The organism is Mesorhizobium sp. J18, assembly GCF_007829525.1.
Classification (GTDB): domain Bacteria; phylum Pseudomonadota; class Alphaproteobacteria; order Rhizobiales; family Rhizobiaceae; genus VLJP01.
This window is the reverse complement of record NZ_VLJP01000030.1, coordinates 1-25,545: the sequence shown is the minus strand read 5'-3', so window position 1 is coordinate 25,545 and position 25,545 is coordinate 1. Positions and strand designations below refer to the sequence as shown.

The 25,545-nt window shown below is 62.9% G+C and carries 23 protein-coding genes; 10 read left to right on the top strand and 13 right to left on the bottom strand.

The window, feature by feature from the left end; genetic code table 11:
* Positions 1–598: 598 nt before the first annotated feature.
* Complete coding sequence (locus tag L598_RS12400; protein WP_144862839.1) at positions 599–1,192, bottom strand: transglycosylase SLT domain-containing protein; 594 nt, start codon at positions 1,190–1,192, stop codon at positions 599–601.
* Between the two features lie 214 nt (positions 1,193–1,406).
* Between L598_RS12400 and L598_RS12395 the strand changes: the two genes are divergently transcribed.
* The 3 genes from L598_RS12395 (at position 1,407) to L598_RS12385 (ending at position 6,146) form a co-directional block, all read left to right on the top strand.
* Positions 1,407–2,945: a trimethylamine methyltransferase family protein gene (locus tag L598_RS12395; protein WP_144862838.1), complete on the top strand. Its 1,539-nt coding sequence runs from the start codon at positions 1,407–1,409 to the stop codon at positions 2,943–2,945.
* A 95-nt stretch (positions 2,946–3,040) separates the two neighbouring features.
* Positions 3,041–5,464, top strand: coding sequence for an FAD-dependent oxidoreductase (locus L598_RS12390; protein WP_144862837.1), 2,424 nt, complete (start codon positions 3,041–3,043; stop codon positions 5,462–5,464).
* A 1-nt stretch (position 5,465) separates the two neighbouring features.
* Positions 5,466–6,146: an isochorismatase family protein gene (locus tag L598_RS12385; protein WP_144862836.1), complete on the top strand. Its 681-nt coding sequence runs from the start codon at positions 5,466–5,468 to the stop codon at positions 6,144–6,146.
* Positions 6,147–6,196: 50 nt separating this feature from the next.
* Here L598_RS12385 and L598_RS12380 read toward each other — a convergent pair whose 3' ends face one another.
* Entirely contained in the window at positions 6,197–6,922 is a 726-nt protein-coding gene (locus L598_RS12380) for a VOC family protein (protein ID WP_144862848.1), read from the bottom strand.
* Positions 6,923–7,192: 270 nt separating this feature from the next.
* Between L598_RS12380 and L598_RS12375 the strand changes: the two genes are divergently transcribed.
* The 4 genes from L598_RS12375 (at position 7,193) to L598_RS12360 (ending at position 11,518) form a co-directional block, all read left to right on the top strand.
* Entirely contained in the window at positions 7,193–8,545 is a 1,353-nt protein-coding gene (locus tag L598_RS12375) for an NAD(P)-dependent oxidoreductase (RefSeq protein WP_144862835.1), read from the top strand.
* Between the two features lie 57 nt (positions 8,546–8,602).
* A complete protein-coding gene (gene preA / locus L598_RS12370) occupies positions 8,603–9,916 on the top strand; it encodes an NAD-dependent dihydropyrimidine dehydrogenase subunit PreA (protein WP_144862834.1) in 1,314 nt (437 codons plus the stop codon).
* A gap of 162 nt (positions 9,917–10,078) precedes the next feature.
* Positions 10,079–10,999, top strand: coding sequence for a DMT family transporter (locus tag L598_RS12365; RefSeq protein ID WP_246658736.1), 921 nt, complete (start codon positions 10,079–10,081; stop codon positions 10,997–10,999).
* 93 nt (positions 11,000–11,092) lie between these two features.
* The gene (locus L598_RS12360; protein WP_144862833.1) at positions 11,093–11,518 is read left to right on the top strand and encodes a PaaI family thioesterase; all 426 of its coding nucleotides are present in this window, start codon (positions 11,093–11,095) and stop codon (positions 11,516–11,518) included.
* Between the two features lies 1 nt (position 11,519).
* On the opposite strand, the gene L598_RS12355 is transcribed toward L598_RS12360, so the two are convergent.
* The 4 genes from L598_RS12355 to paaI all read right to left on the bottom strand — a co-directional run bounded on the left by L598_RS12355 (position 11,520) and on the right by paaI (position 15,002).
* Positions 11,520–12,407, bottom strand: a complete 888-nt coding sequence (locus L598_RS12355) for a PaaX family transcriptional regulator C-terminal domain-containing protein (RefSeq protein ID WP_144862832.1) — start codon at positions 12,405–12,407, stop codon at positions 11,520–11,522.
* 47 nt (positions 12,408–12,454) lie between these two features.
* On the bottom strand, positions 12,455–13,051 hold the full coding sequence (locus L598_RS12350) for a TetR/AcrR family transcriptional regulator (RefSeq protein WP_144862831.1): 597 nt from the start codon (positions 13,049–13,051) through the stop codon (positions 12,455–12,457).
* A 154-nt stretch (positions 13,052–13,205) separates the two neighbouring features.
* On the bottom strand, positions 13,206–14,516 hold the full coding sequence (paaK, locus tag L598_RS12345; RefSeq protein WP_144862830.1) for a phenylacetate--CoA ligase PaaK: 1,311 nt from the start codon (positions 14,514–14,516) through the stop codon (positions 13,206–13,208).
* Positions 14,517–14,567: 51 nt separating this feature from the next.
* Entirely contained in the window at positions 14,568–15,002 is a 435-nt protein-coding gene (gene paaI / locus L598_RS12340; RefSeq protein WP_144862829.1) for a hydroxyphenylacetyl-CoA thioesterase PaaI, read from the bottom strand.
* A 91-nt stretch (positions 15,003–15,093) separates the two neighbouring features.
* On the opposite strand from paaI, the gene L598_RS12335 reads away from it, so the two are divergent.
* Both L598_RS12335 and paaZ read left to right on the top strand, forming a co-directional pair.
* Positions 15,094–16,308 carry a cytochrome P450 gene (locus L598_RS12335; protein ID WP_144862828.1) on the top strand — a complete coding sequence of 405 codons (1,215 nt, stop codon included), beginning with the start codon at positions 15,094–15,096 and terminating at the stop codon, positions 16,306–16,308.
* Between the two features lie 82 nt (positions 16,309–16,390).
* The gene (gene paaZ / locus L598_RS12330; RefSeq protein ID WP_144862827.1) at positions 16,391–18,421 is read left to right on the top strand and encodes a phenylacetic acid degradation bifunctional protein PaaZ; all 2,031 of its coding nucleotides are present in this window, start codon (positions 16,391–16,393) and stop codon (positions 18,419–18,421) included.
* Positions 18,422–18,432: 11 nt separating this feature from the next.
* Here the strand turns inward: paaZ and L598_RS12325 are convergent, their stop codons facing one another.
* From L598_RS12325 to pobA, 5 genes are read right to left on the bottom strand one after another with little or no spacing between them, the layout of a single operon-like run.
* Positions 18,433–19,494, bottom strand: coding sequence for a 3-carboxy-cis,cis-muconate cycloisomerase (locus L598_RS12325; protein WP_144862826.1), 1,062 nt, complete (start codon positions 19,492–19,494; stop codon positions 18,433–18,435).
* A 10-nt stretch (positions 19,495–19,504) separates the two neighbouring features.
* Positions 19,505–20,119: a protocatechuate 3,4-dioxygenase subunit alpha gene (pcaG, locus tag L598_RS12320; protein WP_144862825.1), complete on the bottom strand. Its 615-nt coding sequence runs from the start codon at positions 20,117–20,119 to the stop codon at positions 19,505–19,507.
* Between the two features lies 1 nt (position 20,120).
* Positions 20,121–20,879, bottom strand: a complete 759-nt coding sequence (pcaH, locus tag L598_RS12315; RefSeq protein WP_144862824.1) for a protocatechuate 3,4-dioxygenase subunit beta — start codon at positions 20,877–20,879, stop codon at positions 20,121–20,123.
* Entirely contained in the window at positions 20,876–21,289 is a 414-nt protein-coding gene (gene pcaC, locus L598_RS12310; RefSeq protein WP_246658735.1) for a 4-carboxymuconolactone decarboxylase, read from the bottom strand. The genes pcaH and pcaC overlap by 4 nt, the downstream gene beginning before the upstream one ends.
* Positions 21,290–21,317: 28 nt before the next feature.
* Positions 21,318–22,490, bottom strand: coding sequence for a 4-hydroxybenzoate 3-monooxygenase (gene pobA, locus L598_RS12305; protein WP_144862823.1), 1,173 nt, complete (start codon positions 22,488–22,490; stop codon positions 21,318–21,320).
* A gap of 235 nt (positions 22,491–22,725) precedes the next feature.
* Here pobA and L598_RS12300 point away from each other — a divergent pair, with 235 nt between their 5' ends.
* Positions 22,726–23,568 carry a helix-turn-helix domain-containing protein gene (locus L598_RS12300; RefSeq protein ID WP_246658734.1) on the top strand — a complete coding sequence of 281 codons (843 nt, stop codon included), beginning with the start codon at positions 22,726–22,728 and terminating at the stop codon, positions 23,566–23,568.
* A 10-nt stretch (positions 23,569–23,578) separates the two neighbouring features.
* Here the strand turns inward: L598_RS12300 and L598_RS12295 are convergent, their stop codons facing one another.
* Together L598_RS12295 and L598_RS12290 are read right to left on the bottom strand one after the other, a co-directional pair.
* Entirely contained in the window at positions 23,579–24,577 is a 999-nt protein-coding gene (locus tag L598_RS12295; protein WP_210244988.1) for an ABC transporter substrate-binding protein, read from the bottom strand.
* A gap of 31 nt (positions 24,578–24,608) precedes the next feature.
* The gene (locus tag L598_RS12290) at positions 24,609–25,475 is read right to left on the bottom strand and encodes an ABC transporter permease (protein ID WP_144862820.1); all 867 of its coding nucleotides are present in this window, start codon (positions 25,473–25,475) and stop codon (positions 24,609–24,611) included.
* Positions 25,476–25,545 lie beyond the last annotated feature (70 nt).

The following is a 25,545-nucleotide window of genomic DNA, read 5'->3' as shown; positions in this document are numbered from 1 at the left end:
CGGTGAAGTGGGCGAGGGCCGCGAGGCGGCAAGCGCCCGCGTGAAGCCCGGCCTTGCCCGGCAGGTGACCTCCACGCGACCGAAGAGCGGCACACCAGTAACCGCCGCCGCCAAGGCCAATCGCGGCGGTTCGCGGGTTCCGGCAAAGGATACGGGGCGTCCCCCGGCAATCAGAAAGCCGCGCGAGCCCGACGATCTCAAGCTCATTTCGGGAGTCGGGCCGAAGATCGAGGCTACACTCAACGACCTCGGCATCTATAGCTATGCGCAGATCGCGGCGTGGAAGAAAGCCGAACGCGCCTGGGTTGACGAGCATCTGAACTTCCGCGGGCGCATCGAGCGCGACGACTGGGTAAGGCAGGCAAAGGCTTTGGCCAAGGGCGGCGAGGCTGAATATATCCGCATCTTCGGTAGAAAACCGCGGTAGTTCATGAGGTTTGAGGGTTCTATCTGCTGGGGCAGACACGATCCACCATGCGTTCGCCAAGTCTCGACAGAGATCACGCCACAACCGGCGAAGATATGAGTCTGGCATGCGCGTGAATTGGTGCCGGTTGCCGGCTGTAGCCGTCACGGCATCACCTGACTTCAGGCAGCCTCAGATGCCGCATTTGCCGAGTTGCACCGCATATTGCTGCGCCATCTGCTCGGTCTCGCGCGCATATCTCTGCATTCTGCTGTCGTTGCGCCAGTCTCCGCGCCCATAGCCGCCCCAGCCGAAATAATAGGCCAGGTAGAGATTATAGGCATCATTGCGGGCCACGCCGTATCTTTCGGCGGTCTTGGAGTGATACCAGCCGACAAAATCCACTGCGTCGGCGAAATTGGACCGTCGGGCGGCGAAGCGTCCGGTCTCACGCTGATACTGCTCCCAGGTGCCGTTCAGCGCCTGCGAATAGCCATAGGCGGTCGATTTGTGCTTCCAGGGGATGAAGCCCAGAAGTTTGGTGCGCGGCGGGCGCGCGCGGCCATTGAAGCCGGACTCCTTGCGGATCGTCGCCATCAGAACAGGGACCGGAATGCCGTATCTCTGCTCGGCGCGCCTTGCTGCGCTGTGCCAGTTGTTGAAGAAGCCGGCCCGCTGATCGAAAACCGCACAGACATCATTGATCTGCTTCGGCGGCGTGGCACAGGCTGAAAGCGCCAGAAGCAGCGCGATCGCTAAAACTCGATTAAAACCGGACGCAAACATGCGGCCAGCATTAGGCGAAAATATTAAAAGGAATCTTTAGACGTTTATTAAGTTTCGGGGAGAGCCGCGGACTCAGCCGATTGTCGAAATAGCGGCTCATGATGTCGCTTTATTAGTATCACTGGTGATGCCCATGACGCCATCGCTAAATTCTCGCCTGCCAATGACGCTTTCCTGACAGCCGGTCTTGGCCATCGGCGTATCCATAACAGGCATGGAACATGTCCGCCGCCGCCGATCAGCCGAGCGAGCCCGTGCCAAGGGGCCTGCAGCCATTCCGCAACTGCCCCTGCGCCGGGTGCGCAATCCCTATCCGCCGATGGAGATCCTTTCCGCCGATCAGGTCGAGGCGATCCATCAAGCCTCGCTGCGCATCCTGGAGGAATTCGGCATCGAGGTGATGAGCGCGCGGGCGCTCGACCTCTTTGCGAAGGCTGGTGCCACGGTTGACATCGTAGGCGGCGTGGTGCGGATCGATCGTGGGTTGGTCGAGCAGGCGCTTTCCACCGCGCCTTCGGCTTATACGCTGACACCGCGCAATCCGGAGCGGGTCGTCAGGCTTGGTAGCAGTGATATGAACTTCACCCTGGTCGCCGGGCCGCCCAATGTCCACGACATGGAACGCGGCAGGCGATCGGGAAATTATCGGGACTATTGCGACCTGGTCCGATTGGCTCAGCATTTCAACTGCATTCATATGCTCGGCAACCAAGTCTGTGCGCCGATCGAATTGCCGGCGAACTCGCGCCATCTGGATACCTATTTCGCCAACCTCACGCTGACCGACAAGAGCTTCCACGTCTCGGCCATCGGGCGGGGCAGGGCGCTCGACGGCATCCGGATGATGGCGATCGCGCGCGGCCTGACGCTCGAAGAGATGCTCGGCAGCCCGTCGGTAACGACGATTATATCCGTCAACAGCCCGCGCCGTTTCGATGAACAGATGGCCGAAGGGCTGATGACCATGGCCGGACATGGCCAATCGGTCTGCGTGACGCCTTTCACCCTGATGGGGGCCATGAGCCCTGTGACGCTTGCCGGAGCCCTTGCCCAGCAGAATGCAGAGGCGCTGGCTGGCATTGTGCTCACGCAGCTTGTGCGTCCGGGCGCACCGGTTACCTACGGGGCCTTCACCTCGAATGTGGACATGAAGTCCGGGGCGCCAGCCTTCGGCACGCCGGAAAACACCAAGGCCAACATTGCCTCGGGACAACTCGCACGGCGCTACAATCTGCCCTACCGCACGACGCCGGGTTCGGCCTCCAACGCGGCGGACGCGCAGGGCGCCTGGGAGACCATGATGGCGCTATGGGGCGCCATCCTTGGACATGGCAATCTCGTCTACCATGCCGCCGGCTGGCAGGAAGGGGGGCTGACGGCTTCCTATGAAAAATTCATCCTCGACGTCGAGATGATCCAGCACATGACGGAGTTCCTGCAGCCGATCACCGTGGACGAGGGCGAACTGGCTCTCGACGCGCTGGGCCGCGTGCCGACCGGCGGGCATTTCTTCGGCGATCCGCACACGCTGGAACGCTATTCGACTGCCTTCTACCAGCCTATGCTTTCCAACTGGCAGAATTACGAGAGCTGGCAGGAAGCCGGAGGGCGCGACGCCACCCAGCGCGCGACGCTTTTGTGGAAGAAGACGCTGGAGGAATACGAAGAGCCTGTCATGGATGGAAGCGTGCGCGAGGAACTGGAAGCCTATGTGGCGAAGCGCAAGGAAGAGATCGGAGCGGGGGAGCCATGATGGCGTCCGTTGCCAACCCTCCCCCTTGTGGGGAGGGTCGATCCGCAAAGCGCTGCCCTTCACTTTCTCCAATCCACTGAAAGAAGAGAAAATCCATGAAGTCCCATGCAAAGGTCGTGGTCATCGGAGGCGGTGTCGTCGGTTGCTCGGTGCTCTATCATCTCGCCCGACACGGCTGGACCGATATCGTCCTGCTCGAGCGCAGCGAGCTCACCTCCGGTTCGACCTGGCACGCAGCGGGCGGCATGCACACGATCAATGGCGATCCGAACGTCGCCAAGCTGCAGAAATACACGATCGAGCTCTACAGGGAGATCGAGGAACTGTCCGGCCAGGCAACCGGCGTGCACGTCACCGGCGGCGTGCTTCTGGCGGCGACCGAGGCGCGCATGGACTGGCTGCGGGGCGTCGTCGCCAAAGGGCGTTATCTCGGCCTCGACCTGGAGGAAATCTCCGCCAGGGAAGCGGCCGAACTGATGCCGCTGCTTGATCCGAGCCAATTCGTCGGCGCGGTACGCAATTCCGAGGATGGCCACCTTGATCCCTCCGGCGTGACCCATGCCTATGCCAAGGCGGCGCGCAAGCTCGGCGCTGAGGTCGAGCGCTTCACGAAGGTCGAGGACATTGTTCGCCGCGAGGATGGAATGTGGCGCGTCATCACCGACAAGGGCGAGGTAGTGGCCGAGCATGTCGTCAATGCGGGCGGGCTGTGGGCGCGTGAGGTCGGCCGCATGGTCGGGCTGGAACTGCCAGTGCTCGCCATGGAGCACATGTATCTCATTACGGAGGACATGCCGGAAGTCGCTGAATGGAACACGAAGACCGGCAGCGAGATCATCCACGCGGTCGATTTCGACGGCGAGCTCTACCTGCGCCAGGAGCGCGGCGGCATGCTCATGGGTACCTATGAGAAGGCCGCCAAGCCGTGGTCCGAGTTTCAGACGCCGTGGAATTTCGGCCATGAACTTCTGGAGCCGGACATCGACCGCATAGCGCCTTCTCTGGAGGTCGGCTTCCGCCATTTCCCGGCCTTCCAAAAGACCGGCATCAAGCAGATCATCAACGGACCTTTCACCTTCGCTCCGGACGGCAACCCGCTCGTCGGACCCGTGCGCGGGCTTCCCGGCTTCTGGGTCGCCTGCGGCGTCATGGCCGGTTTCAGCCAGGGCGGCGGCGTCGGGCTGGCGCTCGCCAACTGGATGATCGAGGGCGATCCAGGCTTCGACATCTGGGCGATGGACGTCGCCCGCTATGGCGACTGGGCTTCCATGGCCTATACCAATGCCAAGGTGCGCGAGAACTATTCGCGCCGCTTTTCCATCCGCTTCCCCAATGAGGAACTTCCCGCCGGCCGGCCGCTCAGGACCACTCCTGTCTATGATCTTCTGGCAGCGCGTGGCGCGCAGTTCGGCGTCACCTATGGGCTCGAAGTGCCGCTGTGGTATGCGCCGGATGGTGTGAAGGACGAGTTCTCATGGCGTCGGTCGAGCGATTTCGAGCATGTCGGACAGGAGGTCAGGACCGTCCGTGAAGCTGTCGGGCTGACGGAAATTTCCTCCTTCGCCAAATATCGGGTAACGGGCGAGGGCGCGGAGTTCTGGCTCGACCGCATGCTCGCCTGCAAGCTGCCGAGGCCCGGCCGCATGACGCTGGCGCCGATGCTGAAGCAAGACGGCAAGCTGATCGGCGATTTCACCTTGGCCAATCTCGGCGGCGAATGGCTCATCCTGGGGTCCGGCATTGCCGAGCAATACCATATGCGCTGGTTCGAGCGGCATCTGCCTGCCGAGGGTTTGGTCCGCATCGAGGCCCTCGGTCTCGGACGGGTCGGGCTTGCCATGGCGGGACCGAAAGCGCGCGCGGTGCTCGCCAAGGTGACAAGAGCCGACGTTTCGAACGAGGCCTTCCCCTTCATGGCGGTGGCGCGGATGGATATCGGCATGGCGCCCTGCATTGTCGGCCGTATCAGCTATACGGGCGATCTCGGCTACGAGATCTGGATGGCGCCGGAATATCAGCGCCATGTCTTCCAGATCCTGAGGGAGGCGGGTGATGAATTCGGCATCGGCCTTTTCGGCTCGCGGGCGCTGAATGCGTTGCGGCTGGAAAAGAATTACGGTTCCTGGGCCCGCGAATACCGCCCGATCTACGATCCCGTGGAAGCTGGCCTCGATCGCTTCGTCGCCTATTCCAAGCCGGCAGATTTCATCGGCAAGGCGGCCGCAGTCGAAATGCGGGAGAATGGGGGCAGGCTGCGCCTGCGCTCCTTCCTCGTCGGTGCCCTGGATGCCGATGTCATCGGCGACGAACCGATATGGTTCCGGGGCGAGGTGCGCGGTTGGGTGACCTCCGGGGGTTATGCGCACAATGCGGGCAAATCCGTCGCGCTTGGCTATGTGCCGAAGGAGATCGCCGACGAGGCGGACGGCTTCGAAATTGAAATCCTCGGCAAGCGCCATGCCGCGCGCCTGCAGGCCGCACCGCTCTTCGATGCCAATCTGGAGCGGATGCGAGGGTGAGATGAAACAGCCTTTCACTCTCCCTCTCGACAAAACCGCGGCGCTCTTCATCGACCTGCAGGAGGAACACCGGCAGGACAAGCGCCTGCTTGCGGTCGAATTCGACCGGGTTATCACGAATGTGATGCGTCTGCAGGAGGCAGCGAGGACGGCCAGCCTGCCGCTTTATCACTTCGCCTATATCGTGGATGTCGAGGCTGCCACAACCGGAGAGCACCATCCGCGTCTGCCGGACGGGCGCTCGGCCTTCAGCGACAAGGGCGACCCGCTGACCGCGATCTGCCCGGAAGCCGCGCCGCAGGGTGACGAGCCGCTGATCATAAAATCCGAGGCATCTGCATTCGGCACTGGGCTCGGTGACGAGTTGAAAGCGGCGGGTGCGGAGTGGCTGATTGTATCAGGTGTGTGGACGGAAGCCTGTGTGGACGCGACGGTGAAGGCGGCTCTGAAGCTCGGCTTCCGCGTGCTCCTGGTGAAGGATGCCTGCGGCAGCGGCTCGGTCGCCATGCATCAGACCGGCATTCTCAATCTGGCCAACCGCCTTTATGGCGGCGCGGTGGTCGACACCGACACCGCCTGCCGGCTGATGACGGGGAAGACGGCTGAAGGCTGGGTGCCGCAAACGCCGGTGCCGATCCGCTACACTTACGAGAACGCGGCGGAGATCTACGACGCACTTTAAGACAGGCGGACCCTCGGCGGGTAAGATCGAGGGCTGCCATTTGCGCAAACTCAGCGTAGAGCGGTGAGCGCAAAATAGGCGCCCTGCGGGTCCCGGCATTGCAGGATCCAGCTTCCGCCCGGCACCTGTATCGGCCCCATCAGCACCTTGCCGCCGCCATTCTTCACGCGTTCGGCAGCGGCCTCGATGTCGGGGACATTAAAGTAGAACAGCCAGACGGGCGCCGGTATCTGCGGCGGCTTGTTCATCATGCCACCGATCGCCTCTCCGCCCGCCGCGAAAAGCTGGTAGATGCCCATCTCGCCCATATCCATGCTCTCGTCCCTGGTCCAGCCGAACTGGCTGGAATAGAAATCCAGCGTGGCCTGCCAGTCGGTCGTGTAAAGCTCGTGCCAGCCGACATGGCCGGGGGTGGTGGCAGGGACGGGCGGCTGGTTCGGCCCGTTCGGCTGCAGGAACATGAAGATGGCGCCCTGCGGGTCGGAGACGACCGAGAAGCGTCCGACTTCCGGAATGTCGCTCGGCGGCCGATGAACAGTTCCGCCGGCCTTTTCCAGCGCTTCCGTCGCCTTGTCCGCATCATCGGCATGGATGTAGCCGACCCAGGCCGGCGGCATGCCGGCAGCGACTTCGGGAATTTTCATGATGCCGCCGACGCCGCGCTCGCCGGCATTCATAATGATATAGGGCCCGGCGTCCAGGGCGGTCCAAGGCTCTGACGCCCAGCCGACGACATCGGTGTAGAAGGCTTCCGCAGCCATCGGATCGGTCGTCATCAACTCGTACCAGAAGAAGGATTTCGCAGAGGCAGCCACGGTGATGCTCCTTTCGGGTTTCCAGTCTGGATAAAGCTTGTTGGCGCAATTCCCTTCATAAGACGATTTCGATGACGAAGAGCCGACATCGCGCGATAAGGCTAAATAACATGACAAAAAAAATCATATTTTTAGTAAATAAGATCAATGACTTGGTCGAAATTTGACCGATTGATAAAAAAATGAATCTGCGTTAGCGTTTCCCTTAAACAAGAATAATGGGGAATGCTGATGGCTGACGGTCGATATGCTGCCGGTATAGCCGCCGGGCGGCTTGATTCTGCCCAATATGCCGAGAATTTTTCCGATCTGCATCCGCCATTCGATCAACATGAGGCGCTGGTGGAGGCGGATCGCTGCTATTTCTGCTACGATGCGCCCTGCATGCAGGCGTGCCCGACCTCCATCGACATTCCGCTCTTCATCCGCCAGATCGCGACGGGCAATCCGCTCGGCTCGGCCAAGACCATCTTCGATCAGAACATCCTTGGCGGGATGTGCGCCCGCGTCTGCCCGACCGAGACGCTATGCGAGGAAGCCTGCGTGCGCGAGGCGGCCGAAGGCAAGCCGGTGCAGATCGGGCGGCTGCAGCGCTACGCCACCGACACGGCCATGGCGCGGGGCCGGCAGTTCTACGAGCGCGCGGCACCTACCGGAAAACGGATTGCCGTGGTCGGCGCTGGGCCGGCGGGTCTCGCCTGCTCCCATCGGCTGTCCATGCACGGCCATGAGGTGACGATCTTCGAAGCGAAGCCGAAGGCCGGCGGGCTCAACGAATATGGCATCGCCGCCTACAAGACTCCGGATGGCTTCGCGCAGGCCGAGGTCGATTACATCCTGTCCATCGGCGGCATTACGATCGAGAACGGAAAGGCGCTGGGCCGTGATTTCGCACTGGCCGATCTAACGGCAAACTACGATGCAGTTTTCCTCGGAGCCGGGCTTGCCGGGGTCAATGCCCTGCGCGCCCAGGGCGAGGATGCCGCCGGGGTAGAAAACGCCGTCGATTTCATCGCCACGCTTCGCCAGGCCGACGATCTGAGCAAGCTGCCGGTCGGCCGCAACGTGATCGTCATCGGTGGCGGCATGACGGCGATCGACGCGGCCATTCAGTCCAAGCTGCTCGGCGCCGAGCAGGTGACGATCTGCTACCGGCGTGGTCGGGAGCATATGAACGCCTCCGAATATGAGCAGGAACTGGCCGCCGCCAACGGTGTCGTTATCCGCCACTGGCTGCAGCCGAGGCGGGTGATCGTGGAGAACGGCAAGGCTGTCGGGTTGGAGCTGGAATATACAGCCTTGCGGGACGGCAGGCTCGTCGGCACCGGTGAGGCCGTCACCCTCGAGGCGGATCAGATATTCAAGGCGATCGGCCAGAGCTTCGATCCCGTGCCGCTGAATGGCAGCGGCAATGCGATCGAGATGGAGGCTGGACGCATCAGGGTCGATGCCGAAGGCCGGACCTCTCTGCCGAAAGTATGGGCAGGGGGAGACTGCGTGCTTGGCGGCGACGACCTGACAGTCTCGGCAGTGGCGCAGGGCAGGGATGCCGCCGAAAGCATTCATCGGACGCTGGTGGGCTAGGGGCATTCCGGCAACTGCCAATTGCCGGCCGTGTTGCAGCCCTAGGGAGAGATACCCATGGCAGACATTCGCAATAACTTCGTAGGGATCAAGTCGCCGAACCCCTTCTGGCTCGCTTCCGCGCCGCCGACCGACAAGGAATATAACGTTGTGCGCGCCTTCAAGGCGGGTTGGGGCGGTGTTGTCTGGAAGACGCTGGGCGAGGAGGGGCCGCCGATCGTCAATGTCAACGGTCCACGTTATGGCGCGATCTGGGGGGCGGATCGGCGGCTTCTCGGCCTCAACAATATAGAGCTCATCACCGACCGCGAGTTGCAGACCAATCTGCGCGAGATCAAGCAGGTCAAGCGGGACTGGCCGGACCGGGCGCTGGTGGTCTCGCTTATGGTGCCTTGCGAGGAGAATGCCTGGAAGGCGATCCTGCCCCTGGTGGAGGAAACCGGCGCCGACGGCATCGAGCTCAATTTCGGCTGCCCGCACGGCATGAGCGAGCGCGGCATGGGCTCGGCTGTGGGGCAGGTGCCCGAATATATCGAGATGGTCACGCGCTGGTGCAAGCAGAACACGCGCATGCCGGTGATCGTGAAGTTGACGCCGAACATCACCGATATCCGCTATCCGGCGCGTGCGGCGAAACACGGCGGAGCGGATGCCGTGTCGCTGATCAACACGGTTTCCTCTATCACCTCGGTCGATCTCGACACCTTCTCGCCGGAACCCTCGATCGATGGGAAAGGCTCCCATGGCGGCTATTGCGGCCCGGCGGTGAAGCCCATCGCTCTCAACATGGTGGCTGAGATCGCCCGGGACCCGGAGACGGCGGGCCTGCCGATCTCCGGCATCGGCGGGGTGACGACCTGGCGTGACGCCGCCGAATTCATGGCGCTCGGTGCAGGCAATGTGCAGGTTTGCACCGCCGCCATGACCTACGGCTTCAAGATCGTCCAGGAGATGATCGAGGGGCTGAAGAACTGGATGGACGAGAAGGGCCATGCGCGTCTGGAGGATTTCATCGGTCGCGCGACGCCGAACGTCACCGATTGGCAATATCTCAATCTGAACTATGTCACCAAGGCGCATATCGATCAGGATCTCTGCATCAAATGCGGCCGCTGCCACATCGCATGCGAGGATACCTCGCATCAGGCGATCACCGCGATGGTCGACGGCGCGCGGCATTTCGAGGTGATCGAGGAGGAGTGCGTCGGCTGCAATCTGTGCGTCAATGTCTGCCCGGTGGAAGGCTGCATCACCATGCAGCCGCTGGCCGCGGGTGCACTAGACAAGCGGACGGGCAAGATCGTGGAGCCGGTCTACGCCAACTGGACGACGCATCCCAACAATCCGGCGGCGAAGATTGCCGCGGAGTGAAGACGAATCGCCGTCTCAGGCGCTTGGTGGCGTGGGGATGGCGCGCTCTCGCGCAGCCATACGCTCCAGAAAGCCGCTTGGCATGGATTGGGGGCTAAATCCCCATGAAAGACACCTTGCCGCCCTCGACCGCTGCCCGGCGTTAGGATAAGCCCGTCCATCGTGACCGACATCTCCCGCCACACAATCCATGCCGCAGGCCGGGAGAAGCTTCTCGGCCACCTGGCAATGGTTCTGTTCGCCATGCTGGTGTCCGGTTCCTTCTCCTTCGGCGCCATGGCGGCACCCTATCTCGGCCCTGCCGCCATCAATGCGGCGCGCTTCGTCATCGGCACTTCGATCATGGGCGGCGCCGCCCTTTTTCTCCTGAAGGGGCGGATTCCTCCACCGCGCGCACCATGGCGTTTCCTGGTCCTCGGCGGGCTGATGGCGCTTTTCTTCGTCACCATGTTCGTGTCGCTGCGCTTCACCGACCCGGTATCGGCCGGCGCGGTGTTCACGCTGATGCCGCTGATGAGCGCCGGCTTCGGCTATCTTTTCCTCGGCCAGATACCGCGCCGGATCGTGATCGCCAGCCTTGTCTTTGCGGCTCTGGGCGCCATCTGGGTGATCTTCGGCGGCGATGTGGACGCGATCCTCTCTTTCGACATAGGCAAGGGCGAGCTGATCTTCCTCGCCGGTGTGGCCGGCCATGCGGCCTATGCGCCGTTGGTGCGCAAGTTCAATCGCGGCGAGCCGGTCATCGCGTTCACCTTCTGGACGCTGTTCGCCACAGGGCTGTGCATTGCCGTCTACGGAGCAGGCGAGATCGCGGCCACGGACTGGACCGCGCTGCCGCGCGTGGTCTGGCTGGCCATATTCTACCTGGCGATCTTCACGACCGCGGGCACCTTTTTCCTGTTGCAATTCGCCGCGCTGCGGCTGCCCGCTTCCAAGGTGCTTGCCTATAACTATCTAACGCCCACCATCATCATATTCTTCGAAGGGCTGCTCGGCCACGGCTGGGCGAATGCTTCGGTACTTGGTGGCGCGCTCGTCACTGTGCTGGGCCTTGCCGTGATGGCGCTCGCGCCCGACGCCTGAGCATCCGCTGCATCCATCCGGAAAGGGCAGAGTGGGTGGCTATTGTGGATAATAGGAAGGGCGGCGGAGGCAATATGGGGAGAAGCGACCTTCATGTCCGAAACCATGCTTGAATTCGGCAGGAAAGTGCTTGCCGCACAACCCTTCAGTGTCCTTCTCGGGGCGGAGCTGACATTGTTCGAGGAGGGCAGGGCTGAACTCGCCCTCGACCTGCGCCCCGAGCATCTGCAGCAGCACGGCTTCGCTCATGGCGGCCTCGTTTCCTATCTGGCCGACAACGCGCTCACCTATGCCGGCGGCAGTGTGCTCGGCAACGTTCTCACGCTGGAGTTCAAGATCAACTATCTGCGTCCGGCAACAGGCAAGCGGCTCATAGCGCGGGCGCGGGTGACGGGCAGCGGCAAGTCGCAGGCCGTCTGCAACTGCGATGTCTTCGCCGTGGCGGAAGACGGATCGGAAAAGCTCTGCGCCGCCGCGCAGGGCACGATCTGGAAGGTCGCGGAGCGCGGCGAGGGCTGATCTACTCGGGCTGCCTTCGCCCAAAACGGGCGGCGAATTTTTCAGGATCGGCAAGCGGCGGCAATCCGGCCTGTTCCAGCCAGGCCTCGCTCGGCTCCCGCAGTTTCCCATAGATGCGCGCGACGCGGTCGCGTGCTTCCTCGCCGGGCCAGTCGCTCGGCAGCAAAGCCAGGGGCAGGCCGGGATCGCGTAGCACGATCCGCCGCCAGTCATGGATCAACAGAACACGTGCCGCCATGGCCGCCAAGGGACAAGGTGCCGCGCCGCCCGCAAGGGCCGCATCCAGCACAGCATAAGCCTCGGACAGATCCCGATAGGCATCCGCTATCTGCCGCGAAGGCCAGAGCCGGCGCAAGGTTTCGGGATGCTCGGCGCTTTCCCCATGAATCACCAGCATGCCCGCAAGCGCCTCCTCGGCCGGGATTTCGGAAGCCGATCGCGGCCGCAAATGCACGCCGGGCGCCACCTTCAGGAAGCCGGCATCGGCAAGATCCGCCCCCGCACCATTGCCGCCCGGCGGTGCGATCGCCACCGTCCAGGCCCCGTCCCATGCTGGCGGGCCGGCGGCATAGATGCGCCGTGTGGCGAGATCGAAGGCATGGCGGCCGCGCTCGTCGAGGTGGAAAAAGCTGTTTCGGCCCTGCTTCTCGCGCTCGACCCAGCCGTCGGCGGCAAGCCGCGACATGGCAGTCCTGAGCGCGCCGGGCTCGACGCCAAGCCGCGCCACAACGTCCTGCAGGGCCGCAAGCGAGACTCGACCGCCATGCGGAACGATGGCGTCGCCGAAGATGGTGACGACCAGCGACCAAACCCGCAGCCGGCCGCGCTCATGCAAGCGGCTGATCAAACCGTCGAGTGCCGTGGCGAAGGGGCTGGCGCGTTTTTCCATGGACTCGAAATGACACAAGGCGAAACGCCATGGCAAGGCGGGAGGCTCTAATTCAGATTGCGCACGCCCGAGACGAGGATATGCGTTGCGAGCTCGCCGTAGTCGGCCCGGCTGATGCCGCGCCCTTCGCGGAACCACATGTAGAACCAGTTGAGCATGCCGAAGAGGCTCATGGTGACGGGCTTCAGGAGCTGGCGCTTGCCGAAAAGCTTCGGGTTGATGTCGTGGATGGCATCGGCGAACAGGCTGACAAGCTGGCGTTCCAGTGCCTTCAACTGCTCCTGTTCGGCTTCCGGCAAGAGGCGTAGGGCGTTGATCTGAACCTGATGCTCGGCATCGGCGTCGCGATAGGCGTCGAGCAGGGCGCTGACCAGTGCGCGCAGCCGGCTTTCCGGGTCGAGATCGGGCCGATCCGCGCCCTCGACCGCCTCGATCAGGGCTTCGAGATGGTTGGAGATGATGTCGAAGAGCAGCGCCTCCTTGGAGACATAGTAGTGGTAGAGCAATGCCTTCGATACGCCGCATTCGGCGGCGAGCTGTGCCATGGAGGCACGGTCATAGCCGTCGCGCGCGAAGATCTGCGCCGCCCGGTGGAGCATGGCTCCACGCTTCTCGTCATAGTCCTTGGCGCGGCTGCGGGCCATTATTACCCTCCCCTTTGTGGGGAGGGTCGGCGTATGGCGCCGGAGTGAGGGGCCTTGCAAGTGCCGCTGCTGTCTTTCCACCACCATCTCGGGCGACGTTGTCGCCCGACCCTCCCCACAAAGGGGAGGGTAAGCGCGCGCGCCATGACCCCGCTCATCCCTTCGGCCTCCTGTCGATGATGCGCACGGCCTTGCCCTGGCTGCGCGGTACGCCTTCGGGATCGGTCACCTGGACATTCACCGTGACGCCGATGGTGTCCTTGATGCGTGCACGCAAAGCTTGCGAGCAGCGCATGCGCATGTCGGGGTCGATATCCGCTGACATCACCTCCACATGAACGATCATTTCGTCCATGCGCCCCTCGCGCGTCAGCTCGATCTGGAAGTGCGGAGCCAGACCCTCGACGGTCAGGATCTGCTCCTCGATCTGTGTGGGGAAGACATTGACCCCGCGCAGGATCATCATGTCATCGGAGCGGCCGGTGATCTTCTCCATGCGCCGCATCGTGCGCGCCGTGCCGGGCAGGAGCCGTGTCAGGTCGCGCGTACGGTAGCGGATGATGGGGAAGGCTTCCTTGGTGAGCGAGGTGAAGACGAGTTCGCCCCGTTCTCCATCCGGCAGCACCTCGCCGGTCTCGGGGTCGATCACCTCGGGATAGAAGTGGTCCTCCCAGATATGCAGGCCGTCCTTGGTCTCCACGCATTCATTGGCCACGCCCGGCCCCATAACCTCGGACAGGCCGTATATGTCGACGGCGTGCATGTCGAAAGCCTGTTCGATCTCGGCGCGCATGGCGTTGGTCCATGGCTCGGCGCCGAAGATGCCGACTTCAAGCGGACTTTCGCGCGGGTCACGCCCTTGCGCGCGGTACTCGTCGAGGATGGACAGCATATAGGAGGGGGTGACCATGATTGTGGTCGCCTTGAAATCCTCGATGAGCGTCACCTGGCGCGGCGTCATGCCGCCGGAAACGGGCACAACGGTGCAGCCGAGGCGTTCGGCTCCGTAATGCGCTCCAAGTCCGCCAGTGAAAAGCCCGTAGCCATAGGCGACATGCACCACATCGCCCGGCCGTGTGCCGGAGGCGCGCATGGAACGCGCCATGCAGTTGGCCCAGACATCGAGATCATTCTTCGTGTAGCCGACAACGGTCGGTTTGCCGGTTGTCCCAGAGGAGGCGTGGATGCGTATCACCTTCTCGCGCGGGACGGCGAACATGCCGAAGGGATAATTGTCACGCAGGTCGGTTTTGACCGTGAACGGGAATTTCGAGAGGTCGGAAAGCTCCTTCAGGTCTTCGGGATGCACGCCGGCGGCATCGAAGCTCTTCCGGTAATGGGGCACGTTCTCATAGGCGTGCTTGAGCGACCATTTCATCCTTGCAAGCTGAAGTGCGGCGATCTCGTCGCGCGAGGCAATCTCGATCGGGTCGAGTTCATCCTTGCGGGGCGTCAGGTCTTTCATCTGTTCCTCCCGGTGATGGGTGTTTGTTTGGTGTCGCGACAATCCGCACCGTCACTCCTCCTCGAAATGACGGCCTTCAATGGTACGCGAGACGCCGCGGAACTCGGCCACCAGGCGGCCGTCCTGGTCGATGACGCGCACGTCGTAGATGCCGGAGCGACCGAAGCGGGCCACTTCGCGGGCCTCCGCCGTCAGCCGGTCGCCAAGCCTTCCCGGCGCGACATAGGTGATGGTATTGTGCTGGGCGACGACGATCTGGTTGTAGGAATTGCAGGCGAAGGCGAAGGCCGAGTCAGCCAGCGTGAAGATGTAGCCGCCATGGCAGATGGCATGGCCGTTGGTGTGATGCTTCTCGACCGTCATCGACATGCGCGCCGTACCGGGGCCGACCGCATCGAGCGTAGCGCCCAGCCATTTCGAGGCCGCGTCGCGCTCCCACATGGCCTCCGCGCTGCGTCTTGCGATATCTTCCGGCGACAGCCCCATGGGCGTCTCTCCTCCCCATGATCTCATCCTCGGATAAGACTTGCATAGACCGACTGGCCGGTCAATAATACTTCGTGAGGAGGAGATCGCCATGCAGTCAGATGCGCGTCTTGCGCGGGATTTTGAACTCACGGCGCTGCCGGAAAGCTTCGCGGAAGGTCCGTTCCCCGTCTATCGGGCGCTGCTCGAGCACGCGCCTGTGAAGCGTTTTTCAGACGGTTCCATCATGCTGTCGCGCTGGGCCGATCTCGATCGCGTCTATCGCGACACCACCAGTTTCTCCTCCGACAAGAAGGTGGAGTTCCTGCCCAAGTTCGGCCGCTCGCCGCTTTACGAGCACCACACGACCAGCCTCGTCTTCAACGATCCGCCGCTGCACACGCGTGTGCGCAAGATCATGGTGGGCGCCATGACGCCGCGCGCGCTGGCGGCCATGGAACCCGGCTTGATAAAGCTCGTAGACGGACTGCTCGAGCGGCTGGCGGAGAAGGGCGAGGTGGATCTCATCGAGGATTTCGCCGCTGCCATTCCCGTCGAGGTGATCGGCAACCTGTTCAATATCCCGCATGAGGAGAGGGGGCCTCTGCGCGACTGGTCGCTGGCGATCCTCGGCGCCCTGGAGCCGGTTCTAACCGGGGAACAGCAGGAGCGCGGCAACCGCTCGGTCACCGACTTCAAGGCATTCCTGAAAGAGATTGCCGACGAGCGCCGGCGTAATCCGGGCGATCCGGCGACGGATGTGCTCACGCGGCTCATCAACGGCAATGAGGGCGAGCAGCTTTCGGAAGTTGAGCTTCTGCAGAACTGTATCTTCATCCTCAATGCCGGCCATGAGACGACGACCAATCTCATCGGCAATGCGCTCTTCGAGCTTACCCGATGGCCGGACGAGAAGAAGCGCCTGCAGGACGATCCGGAACTGATCATCACCGCCGTGGACGAGTTTCTTCGCTTCCAGAGCCCGAACCAGCTCGGCAACCGCATGGCGGTGGCTCCGGCCGAATTCCATGGTGAGGTGATCGAGCCGGGAACGCGCATCCATCTCGCCATCGGCGCGGCCAACCGCGACCCGCGCCAGTTTCCCGATCCAGACCGGCTCAACCTTTCGCGCAAGCCCAACAAGCATCTCGCCTTTGCCGGCGGTCCGCATCTGTGCGTCGGCTTCTCCCTGGCGAAGATGGAAGGGCGCATAGCCATTTCGCGCTTTCTGAAGCGTTTTCCGGGCTACCGGCTTACCGGAATGCCGCAACGTACCGGCCGCGTGCGCTTCCGCGGCTTCTCGCATCTGCCGGCGGTCGTTCAATAGAGAGTCGTCTGAAATGTCGCCGCTCTACGTTGCGCCCTTGGTATCAGACTAAGCCATTCCGCTTTGCGAAGGAGCATACCGCATGACCGTTATCTCCCTGAACAGCTTTGCCGCCGGACGCTGGATTGCCCCCTCCGGCAGGGTCACACCCTTGAAAAGCGCCGTGACTGGCGAAGTGGTCGCCGAGATCGGCGCAGCGGGCCTCAACTTTTCCACCATGGCTGACCATGCTCGTACGGTCGGTGGTCCGGCCCTGCGCAAAATGACCTTCCATGAGCGTGCGGCGATGCTCAAGGCGCTGGCGCAGTATCTGAACGAGCGGCGCGACGCGCTCTACGAGCTTTCCTACGAGACCGGGGCCACTAAACCGGATTCCATGATCGACATAGACGGCGGCATCGGCACGCTTTTCGTCTATGCCTCGAAGGGTCGTCGCGAACTGCCGGACGATACGATCCTGGTGGAAGGCGCGCTGGAGCGGCTTTCCCGATCCGGCAATTTCCTCGGCCAGCATGTGGCGACGCCGCTGCAGGGGGTGGCCGTCCATATCAACGCCTTCAACTTCCCTGTCTGGGGCATGCTGGAAAAGCTGGCTCCGACGTTGCTCGCCGGTGTCCCGGCTATCGTCAAGCCCGCGTCGGCGACGGCATGGGTGGCGGAAGCCTGCTTCCGCATGATCGTGGAATCCGGCCTGTTGCCGGAAGGCGCGGTGCAATTCATAGCGGGCGGCACCGGCGACCTCCTGGACCGGCTCACCGGTCAGGACGTGGTTTCCTTCACCGGCTCGGCGTCCACGGCGGTTATGCTGCGGGCCAACCGAAACCTTCTTGAGAATTCCGTGCGGTTTATCGCCGAGCAGGATTCGCTCAACGCCACGATCCTTGGACCGGATGCCGCGCCGGGCACGCCGGAATTCGATGTCTTCGTCAAGGAGGTCCATCGCGAGATGACGGCCAAGGCGGGCCAGAAATGCACCGCCATCCGCCGCATCATCGTGCCCGAGGCGCATCGCGGTGCGGTCGTGGAGGCGGTTTCGGAACGTCTGGCAAAGACTGTCGTCGGAAATCCCCGCGCCGAGACCACGCGCATGGGCGCGCTGGCGAGCCTGGCGCAGCGCGAGGACGTGCTGGAAAAAGTCTGCCAGCTTGCTTCGGAGGCGAAGCGTGTTTACGGCGACCCCGACAAATTCGAGGTTGAGGGCGCGGATGCGAAGGCAGGCGCCTTTGTGCCGCCTATCCTCTTTTCCAGCGACGACCCGGACGGTTCGGAGCGGCTGCATTCGGTGGAGGCTTTCGGACCCGTCTCGACGGTGATGGGCTATCGCGACCTCGACCATGCGCTGGCGCTCGCCAATCGCGGCAAGGGTTCGCTCGTCGCCTCCGTCTTCACTCATGATCCGGCGGTGGCGCGGGCGGCAGTGCTCGGGGCGGGTTCCTTCCATGGCAGGCTCTATTTTGCAGACCGCGATACCGGAAAGGACGCAACCGGCCACGGTTCGCCGCTGCCGCATATGGTCCATGGCGGCCCGGGGCGCGCGGGCGGCGGTGAGGAAATGGGCGGCATACGCGGCGTGATGCACTACATGCAGCGCACGGCAGTGCAGGCGAGCCCGGAGCTTCTTGCCGGCATTACCGGCCGCTACATGCCCGGCGCGAAGCTGAAGGAGAAGGAGGTTCATCCCTTCCGGCTGAAATTCGGCGAGCTTGAGATCGGTCATACGCTCTGGACCGAATCCCGCCAGGTGACGCTCGAGGATATCGAGCATTTCGCCGAATTCACCGGCGACACCTTCTATGCCCACATGGACGAGGAGGCGGCGAAGGCCAATCCCTTCTTCCCCGGCCGGGTGGCGCATGGCTATCTCATCCTGTCATTCGCGGCAGGGCTGTTCGTCGATCCCGCGCCGGGGCCGGTGCTCGCCAATTATGGCCTCGACAATCTGCGCTTCATGAAGCCGGTTTCGCCGGGCGACATGCTGAAAGTCCGGCTGACCGCGAAGCAGAAGACGCGCCGTAACGACGAGTACGGCGAGGTGCGCTGGGATGTCGGCGTCTACAACCAGGACGGCGATCAGGTCGCGAGTTACGAGCTTCTGACGATGAACGCCATGTGAGAGGCTGGGGCTTAGCCTCGCTTGACGAAAGCCAGACCGTCAAGAAGCGCCGCAGCCGTTCGCAACGCCGCTCCCGTCGCGACGGCCATTTGCGGCAGGAGCATCCATTCCAGAGTCCATGCCGCGCCCGAGCGCTCGTTCTCATGCACCAGCGATTGATGCATCCCGGAGAGCAGGGTGGCATTGAAGCGGGCGAGCGTCACCAGCATCTCGGCGCCGATCGGGTTCTGCTTGTGCGGCATGGCAGACGACCCGCCGCCGGAAGCAAGTCGGATTTCGCCCATCTCGCTCTGCGCCATCAGCGCGATGTCCTGGCCCATCTTGCCGAGGCTGCCGGTCACCAGCGAAAGCCATGAGGCAAGACCGGCCTGCGCGTCGCGCTCGCAATGCCGGGCGCGCGGCATGGCGGTGAGCCCAAGGCGTTCGGCGAGGCGTTCCGTCACACGACCGGCCTTATCGCCCAGTTTGTCCAGCGTGCCGGCCGCACCGCCGAAGTGCAGGATGCCAATTTCCTTTTCGACCGCCTCCAGCCGCTGGCTGTGACGCGCCAGCGGATCGCGCCAGCTTGCGATCTTGCGGGCGGCGGGGACGGGAATGGCGGCCTGCATGCGCGTATGTCCCATCACCTCGATATCGCCGTCCCGCGCCGTCAACGCATCCAGTTCGGCAACCAGTGCATCGATCCGCCTGCCGAGGATGCCGAGCAGGCCGACCAGGCGCAGCGCCATGCTGGTATCGATCAGGTCCTGGCTGGTGGCTCCGAAATGCACGCTTTCGGAATGCGGTTCGCCGACCCGCTTGCATAGCTGCTTCACGAGAGCGGGAACGGGAAGGCCATCGCGGCGCGTGCCGTCGCGCAGATCCGCGATATCGGGCGTGAAGCCCTTGAGCGCGGCAGCAATGGCTTCCCCGGCTTCCTTCGGGATCACACCTTCCGCGGCCTCCGCCTCGGCCAACGCCATCTCGAAGGCCAGCATGGCATCGATATCCGCCTTGGCCGAAAAGAAATCCGCAACCTCCTCGTCGCCGAGGAGGCCGGAGAGAAAGGGATGATCGAAGACGGATACGGTCACGTTTGGATATCTAAATATCGAAGAAGACGGTTTCCTTCTCGCCCTGGAGATGGATATCGAAATTGTAGGTGTCGCTGTCGCGTTCGGCAATCAGTGTCGGTACCCGCCCCCGATGCTCAATGCGGGCAAGTATGGGATCTTCCGCATTCGCCTTCTCCTCGTCCCCGAAATACATGCGGGTATGCAGGCCGATATTGATGCCGCGCGCCACGATCCAGAAAGTGACATGGGGAGCCATCAGGCGGCCGTCCTTGAAGGGTACGCGGCCGGGCTTCACCGTCTCGAAGCGGAATTCGCCGGTCTGCATGTCGGTTGGGCACCGTCCCCAGCCGGTGAAGTTCGGGTCCGCTGTTCCGCGCAACTCCGACGGCGAGTTGTAGAGCCCGTCGGCATCGGCCTGCCAGATCTCGATCAGGGCATCCTTCAGTGGCGTCCCCGTGCCGTCAAACACATGACCGCGGATCGTGATGCGCTCGCCCTTGGTCTTGTCGTTGACCATGCGCGTGCCGAGGTCGGCATCATAGACGCCGCCGATTTCGGCGAAATTGGGCGTCAGGCCGATATGGACGTAAGGACCTGCCGTCTGCGACGGCGTTTCCTTGAAGCGGTTGAGCGACTGGACCATCTCAGTTCCCCTCCAGGCGGTTCTCGAACAGGGTGGAACGCCGGCCGCGCAGCACGATGTCGAATTTGTAGGCCCGGGCATCCATCGGGATCGTGGCCTCCATGTCGAGCGGCGCGATGAGCTGCTCGATCGCCCTTCTGTCCGGAATGGTGCTGACGATAGGACATTTCCAGATCAAGGGGTCGCCCTCGAAATACATCTGCGTGATCAGCCTCTGGGCGAAGCCGTGGCCGAAGATCGAGAGATGGATATGCGCGGGACGCCAGTCGTTGACGCCGTTCGGCCAGGGATACGGACCGGGCTTGATGGTGCGGAAGGTGTAATTGCCTTCCTCGTCGGTGATGACACGCCCGCAGCCGCCGAAATTGGGATCGAGCGGGGCAAGGTAGCCCTCCTTCTTGTGGCGGTAGCGGCCGCCGGCATTGGCCTGCCAGATTTCCACCAGCGCACCCGGAACGCCCTTGCCCCGCTCGTCCATGACCCGGCCATAGACGATGATGCGCTGGCCGATGGCGCTCTCGCCGGGCCTGGCGAAATTGTGGATCAGGTCGTCATCGAGCTCGCCAAGGATATTGTGGCCGAAGACGGGGCCGGTGATCTCGGAAATCGTGTTGTCGAGCGACAGCAGAGCCTTCTGCGGCGAACGCAGCACCGAGGTCTTGTATTGCGGCGTGAAGGCCGGCGGATGCCAGCTACGGTCGCGCTGGAAGAAGGCGCCTGTTTCCGGCCTTCGGTTTGGTAAGGTAACGCCTTCCGTCATGCGGACTCCTCCTTTTCCATTTCGGCAAGAACCTCCTTGGCGATCTTGATCGCATGGTTCGCCGCAGGAACTCCGGCATAAATCGCCACATGCAGCAGCACTTCGCGGATGTCGTCCGGGGTCGCGCCCGTATTGGCAGTGGCCCTCAGATGCAGCTTGAATTCCTCGTAATGTCCGAGCCCGGCAAGAAGCGCGAGGGTGACCATGGAGCGCTCGCGCCTTGTCCAGGTATCGCGTGACCAGACGTGGCCCCAGGCGGCCTCGGTGATCAGTTCCTGGAAAGGCTCGTCGAAGGCGGTCTTCTTCGCCTCGGCGGCGTCCACCCAGGCATTGCCCAGAACCTTGCGGCGCGTTGCCATTCCCTGTTCATATCGCGGACTTTTGGTCGTGCCGCCCATCTTATTCTCCATTCTTTTCATCCGCAGGCCGGAAAAGTCCTCAGTAAGGCAGGCCCACATAATTCTCGGCCAGCATCGTCAGGGCAGCCTCGGACTGGAACAGATAGTCCAGCTCGGCATGCTGTATCTTCTGGCCGAACGCGCCCTGGTCGGGAAACTTGTGCAAGGTATTGGTCATCCACCAGGAAAAGCGCTCCGCCTTCCATACGCGCGCAAGCGCCCTGCCGGAATAGGCGTCGATGCCGGCTGCGGATTTTTCTTCGTAGTATTCGCGCAATCCGTCGAAAAGATAGCGTATGTCGCTGGCGGCGAGATTGAGGCCCTTGGCTCCGGTCGGCGGCACGATATGGGCAGCATCTCCAGCGAGGAACAGCCGGCCGAAGCGCATCGGCTCGGCAACGAAGGAGCGCAGCGGCGCGATCGACTTCTCGATCGAGGGGCCGGTGGTAACCTGTTCGGCGGACGCGGAAGGCAGGCGGGCGCGCAGCTCGTCCCAGAAGCGCTCGTCGGTCCAGTCATCGACCTTCTCCCCCGTCGGCACCTGTACATAGTAGCGGCTGCGATGGGTGGAGCGCATGGAGCAGAGCGCGAAGCCGCGCGGATGATTGGCATAGATCAGTTCGTGACCGGCTGGCGGCACCTCTGCGATGATGCCGAGCCAGCCGAAAGGATAGATGCGCTCATAGAGATCTATCGAGCTTTCCGGAACGGATTTGCGGGAGACGCCATGAAAGCCGTCGCAGCCGGCGATGAAATCGCAGTCGATCCGGTGCGTGGTCCCGTCCTTTTCATAGGTCACGAAGGGGCTTTCGCCGTCGAAATCATGCGGCTTGACGTTCTCGGCCTGATAGACCGATCGGGCGCCGGTCTGGGCGCGTTTTTCCATCAGGTCCTGGGTCACTTCCGTCTGGCCATAGACCATGACACGCTTGCCGCCGGTGAGGCGGTGAAGATCGATCCGGTGACGACGCCCGTCGAAGGCGATGTCGAAGCCATCATGCGGAAGGCCTTCGCGATGCATGCGTGCACCGACGCCAGCCTCATCCAGCATGCCTACGGTGCCTTCCTCTAGGACGCCGGCGCGGATGCGCGACAGGACATGCTCCCTGGAAGCCCGCTCGAGGATGATGTTGTCGATCCCGCAATTGGTCAGCAACTGCCCGAGAAGCAGGCCGGCGGGACCCGAACCGATGATGACGACCTGTGTGCGCAATGCCTCCTCCCGAAGGCGCGAATATGGCCGTGAGCATGTTCGACGGAAACCTCCGCTACAATGGACTTTCGTTGCAAACAATTGCACTATCGGAACATCAATGACGCGCCAGGCCCATCATAGAACCGTTCCAACCTACCGTCTTTATCGTGAAAGAACAGGCGAGTCGGGCGATTTCTGGTTGCATTGCGAGACGATCCCAGAGCGGACGCACCTGCACAATTGGGAGATCGCCGTGCATCGCCACGACGCCTTCTTCCAGATATTTTCGCTGACCGCGGGCAAGGGGGAATTGCTGGGCACGGAGAAGGCGCGGAGCTTTGCCGCGCCCTGCGCGCTTTTCATTCCGCCGAGGGCCGCCCACGGCTTCCGTTTTTCGCGGGAGGTCGACGGCCTTGTCGTTACTGCCCTCTCCGACCGGCTGAACTCGGTAGCCGCGTCCGATCTGGCAATCGCGGCCTATGCCGAGGAGACGCGGATCACGCCGCTCGCGCCGGATCATCCGGATGCCGCGCTGGCGGTCGAGAGCATTCGCCGCATCCATGCCGAAATCGCCGGCCATGCGCCGGGGCGTTCGCTCCTGCTCGACGCCATGATGACGCAGGCGATCGTCTCTCTCGCGCGCCTGGGCGCCGAAGCCGACCATCTCGCCAGCGAGATCGCGACGCGCGACCGGGAGCGGATCGAGCATCTGGAAACGCTGATAGGCGCGCATTTCCGCGAGCACCAGCCTGTAGGCTTCTATGCCGAAAAGATTGGCGTCTCCTCGGCGCATCTCAATCGGCTTGCGCGCGCGCTGACGGGAGCAAGCGTCCAGGAACTGATCGCAAGACGGGTCATGGAAGCTGCCCGCCGTGATCTCGTCTTTACGCCGACGCCGATCCAGGCGATCGCCTTCTCGCTCGGCTTTCAGGACCCGGCCTATTTCCACCGTTTCTTCAGGAAGATCGCCGGCGTGGCCCCCGGCGCGTTCCGGCAAGCCGAACGCAAGCGGCTGCAGGCAGAATCCGGCGATGCACCGGGCGTGAAAGAGGAAAGGGCGGTCGCCCGCCCAGTTCCGAGAATAAGGACCTTTTGAAGTTCCGGACCTATTTCAGCGCCTCGTCCGTGACGGCGTGGGTCCAGGCCCCTTCCGGTTCCTTGGAAATGACCGGAGCCTCACCACCGGCCGAAAGCAGCGTCTGGACCGTGCGCTCATAGTCTGCTTCGTCCAGGGTGCCGTCCGAACCGGCCGTGAGCTTGGCGACCTCGCCCATCATGCGCTTCTGATGTTTTTCGGTCTGCGCGCCGGAGGCATCGTTGTCGAGGACGATCATGGCCGCTTCGTCCGGGTTGTCCTCGGCCCATTTCCACCCCTTCATCGAGGCGCGCACGAAGCGGGCCATCTTGTCGACGAAAGCCGGATCCTGGAGCTTGTCTTCCAGCACATAGAGGCCGTCCTCGAGCGTGGCTACGCCCTGATCCTCATATTTGAAGGTGACCAGATCCTCCGGCTTGATGCCGGCATCAATGACCTGCCAGTATTCGTTATAGGTCATGGTCGAGATGCAGTCGGCCTGCTTCTGCAGCAGCGGATCGACATTGAAGCCCTGCTTCAAAACCTCCACGCCCCCTTCGCTGCCGTCGGTCGGAATGCCGAGCTTGGCCATCCATGCGAGGAAAGGATATTCATTGCCGTAGAACCAGACGCCAAGCGTGCGGCCCTTGAAATCGTCCGGCGACTTCACTCCACTTTCCTTCAGACATGTGAGCATCATGCCGGAAGACTTGAAGGGCTGGGCGATATTGACGACCGGCACGCCCTTCTCGCGTGCGGCAAGGGCCGACGGCATCCAGTCGACCATGACATCGGCCCCGCCGCCGGTCAGCACCTGAACCGGCGCGATATCGGGTCCGCCCGGTTTGATCTCGACATTGAGATCCTCCTCCTCGTAGAAGCCCTGATCTAGCGCAACGTAATAGCCGGCGAACTGCGCCTGCGTGACCCATTTGAGCTGCAGCGTCACGTCGTCTGCGGCAAGCGCCTGGAAGGCAGTCAGCGACACGGCCCCCGCAAGCATGGTCTTGAGCATTCTTTTCATCTTCATTCCCTCTGAAGTTGGACCGTGATTCCCACGGTCACGCCCGCCCACCACGGACGGACGGATGCCAGAACGTGGCAACCCTTTCGACAAGGGTGACCACACCATAGAAGACCGAACCGGCAAGCGCCGCAACTGCGATTTCCGCCCAGACCATGTCGATGTTCATGCGGCCGACCTCGGTCGATATGCGGAAGCCCATGCCGACTATGGGCGTGCCGAAGAATTCCGCCACGATGGCGCCGATCAGCGCAAGGGTCGAATTGATCTTGAGCGCGTTGAAGATGAAAGGGGCGGCCGCCGGCAGCCGCAGCTTGAAAAGCGTCTGCCAGTAAGAGGCGGCATAAGTGCGCATCAGGTCGCGGTCGATGGGGCTTGCCGAGGCAAGGCCCTGAACCGTGTTCACTAGCATGGGGAAGAAGGTCATGACGATGACGACGGCGGCCTTTGACGGCCAGTCGAAGCCGAACCACATGACCATGATTGGCGCGACGCCGACGATCGGCAGGGCGGAAACGAAATTGCCGAGCGGCAAAAGCCCGCGCTGCAGGAAAGGGGAGCGGTCGATGACAATGGCAACCACGAAGCCTGCGAGGCAGCCGATCGCGTAGCCGATCAGCACCGCCTTGAGGAAGGTCTGGCGGAAATCGGCCCACAGCGTCGGGAGCGAACTGACGAGCCGGGTCCAGATCATGGAGGGCGGCGGCAGGAGCACTGTCGGCACATTGAAGCCGCGCACGATGCCTTCCCATATAACCAGGATGGTGATGCCGAAGATCGCCGGCACGAGGATGCCGATCAGGCGCTTTATTGCGGGGCTGGCGGGCTTTTGCCGGACCAGCCATTCGTTGAGCGCCCAGGCGCAGGCCCAGAAGAGCAGGGCGCCGAGAAGAATGCCGCTCATGGCCGTGCCCCCATGCGCGCCAGAGCCAGCCGCTGGCCGATGCCGACCAGTGCGACCAGCACGGCGGCCA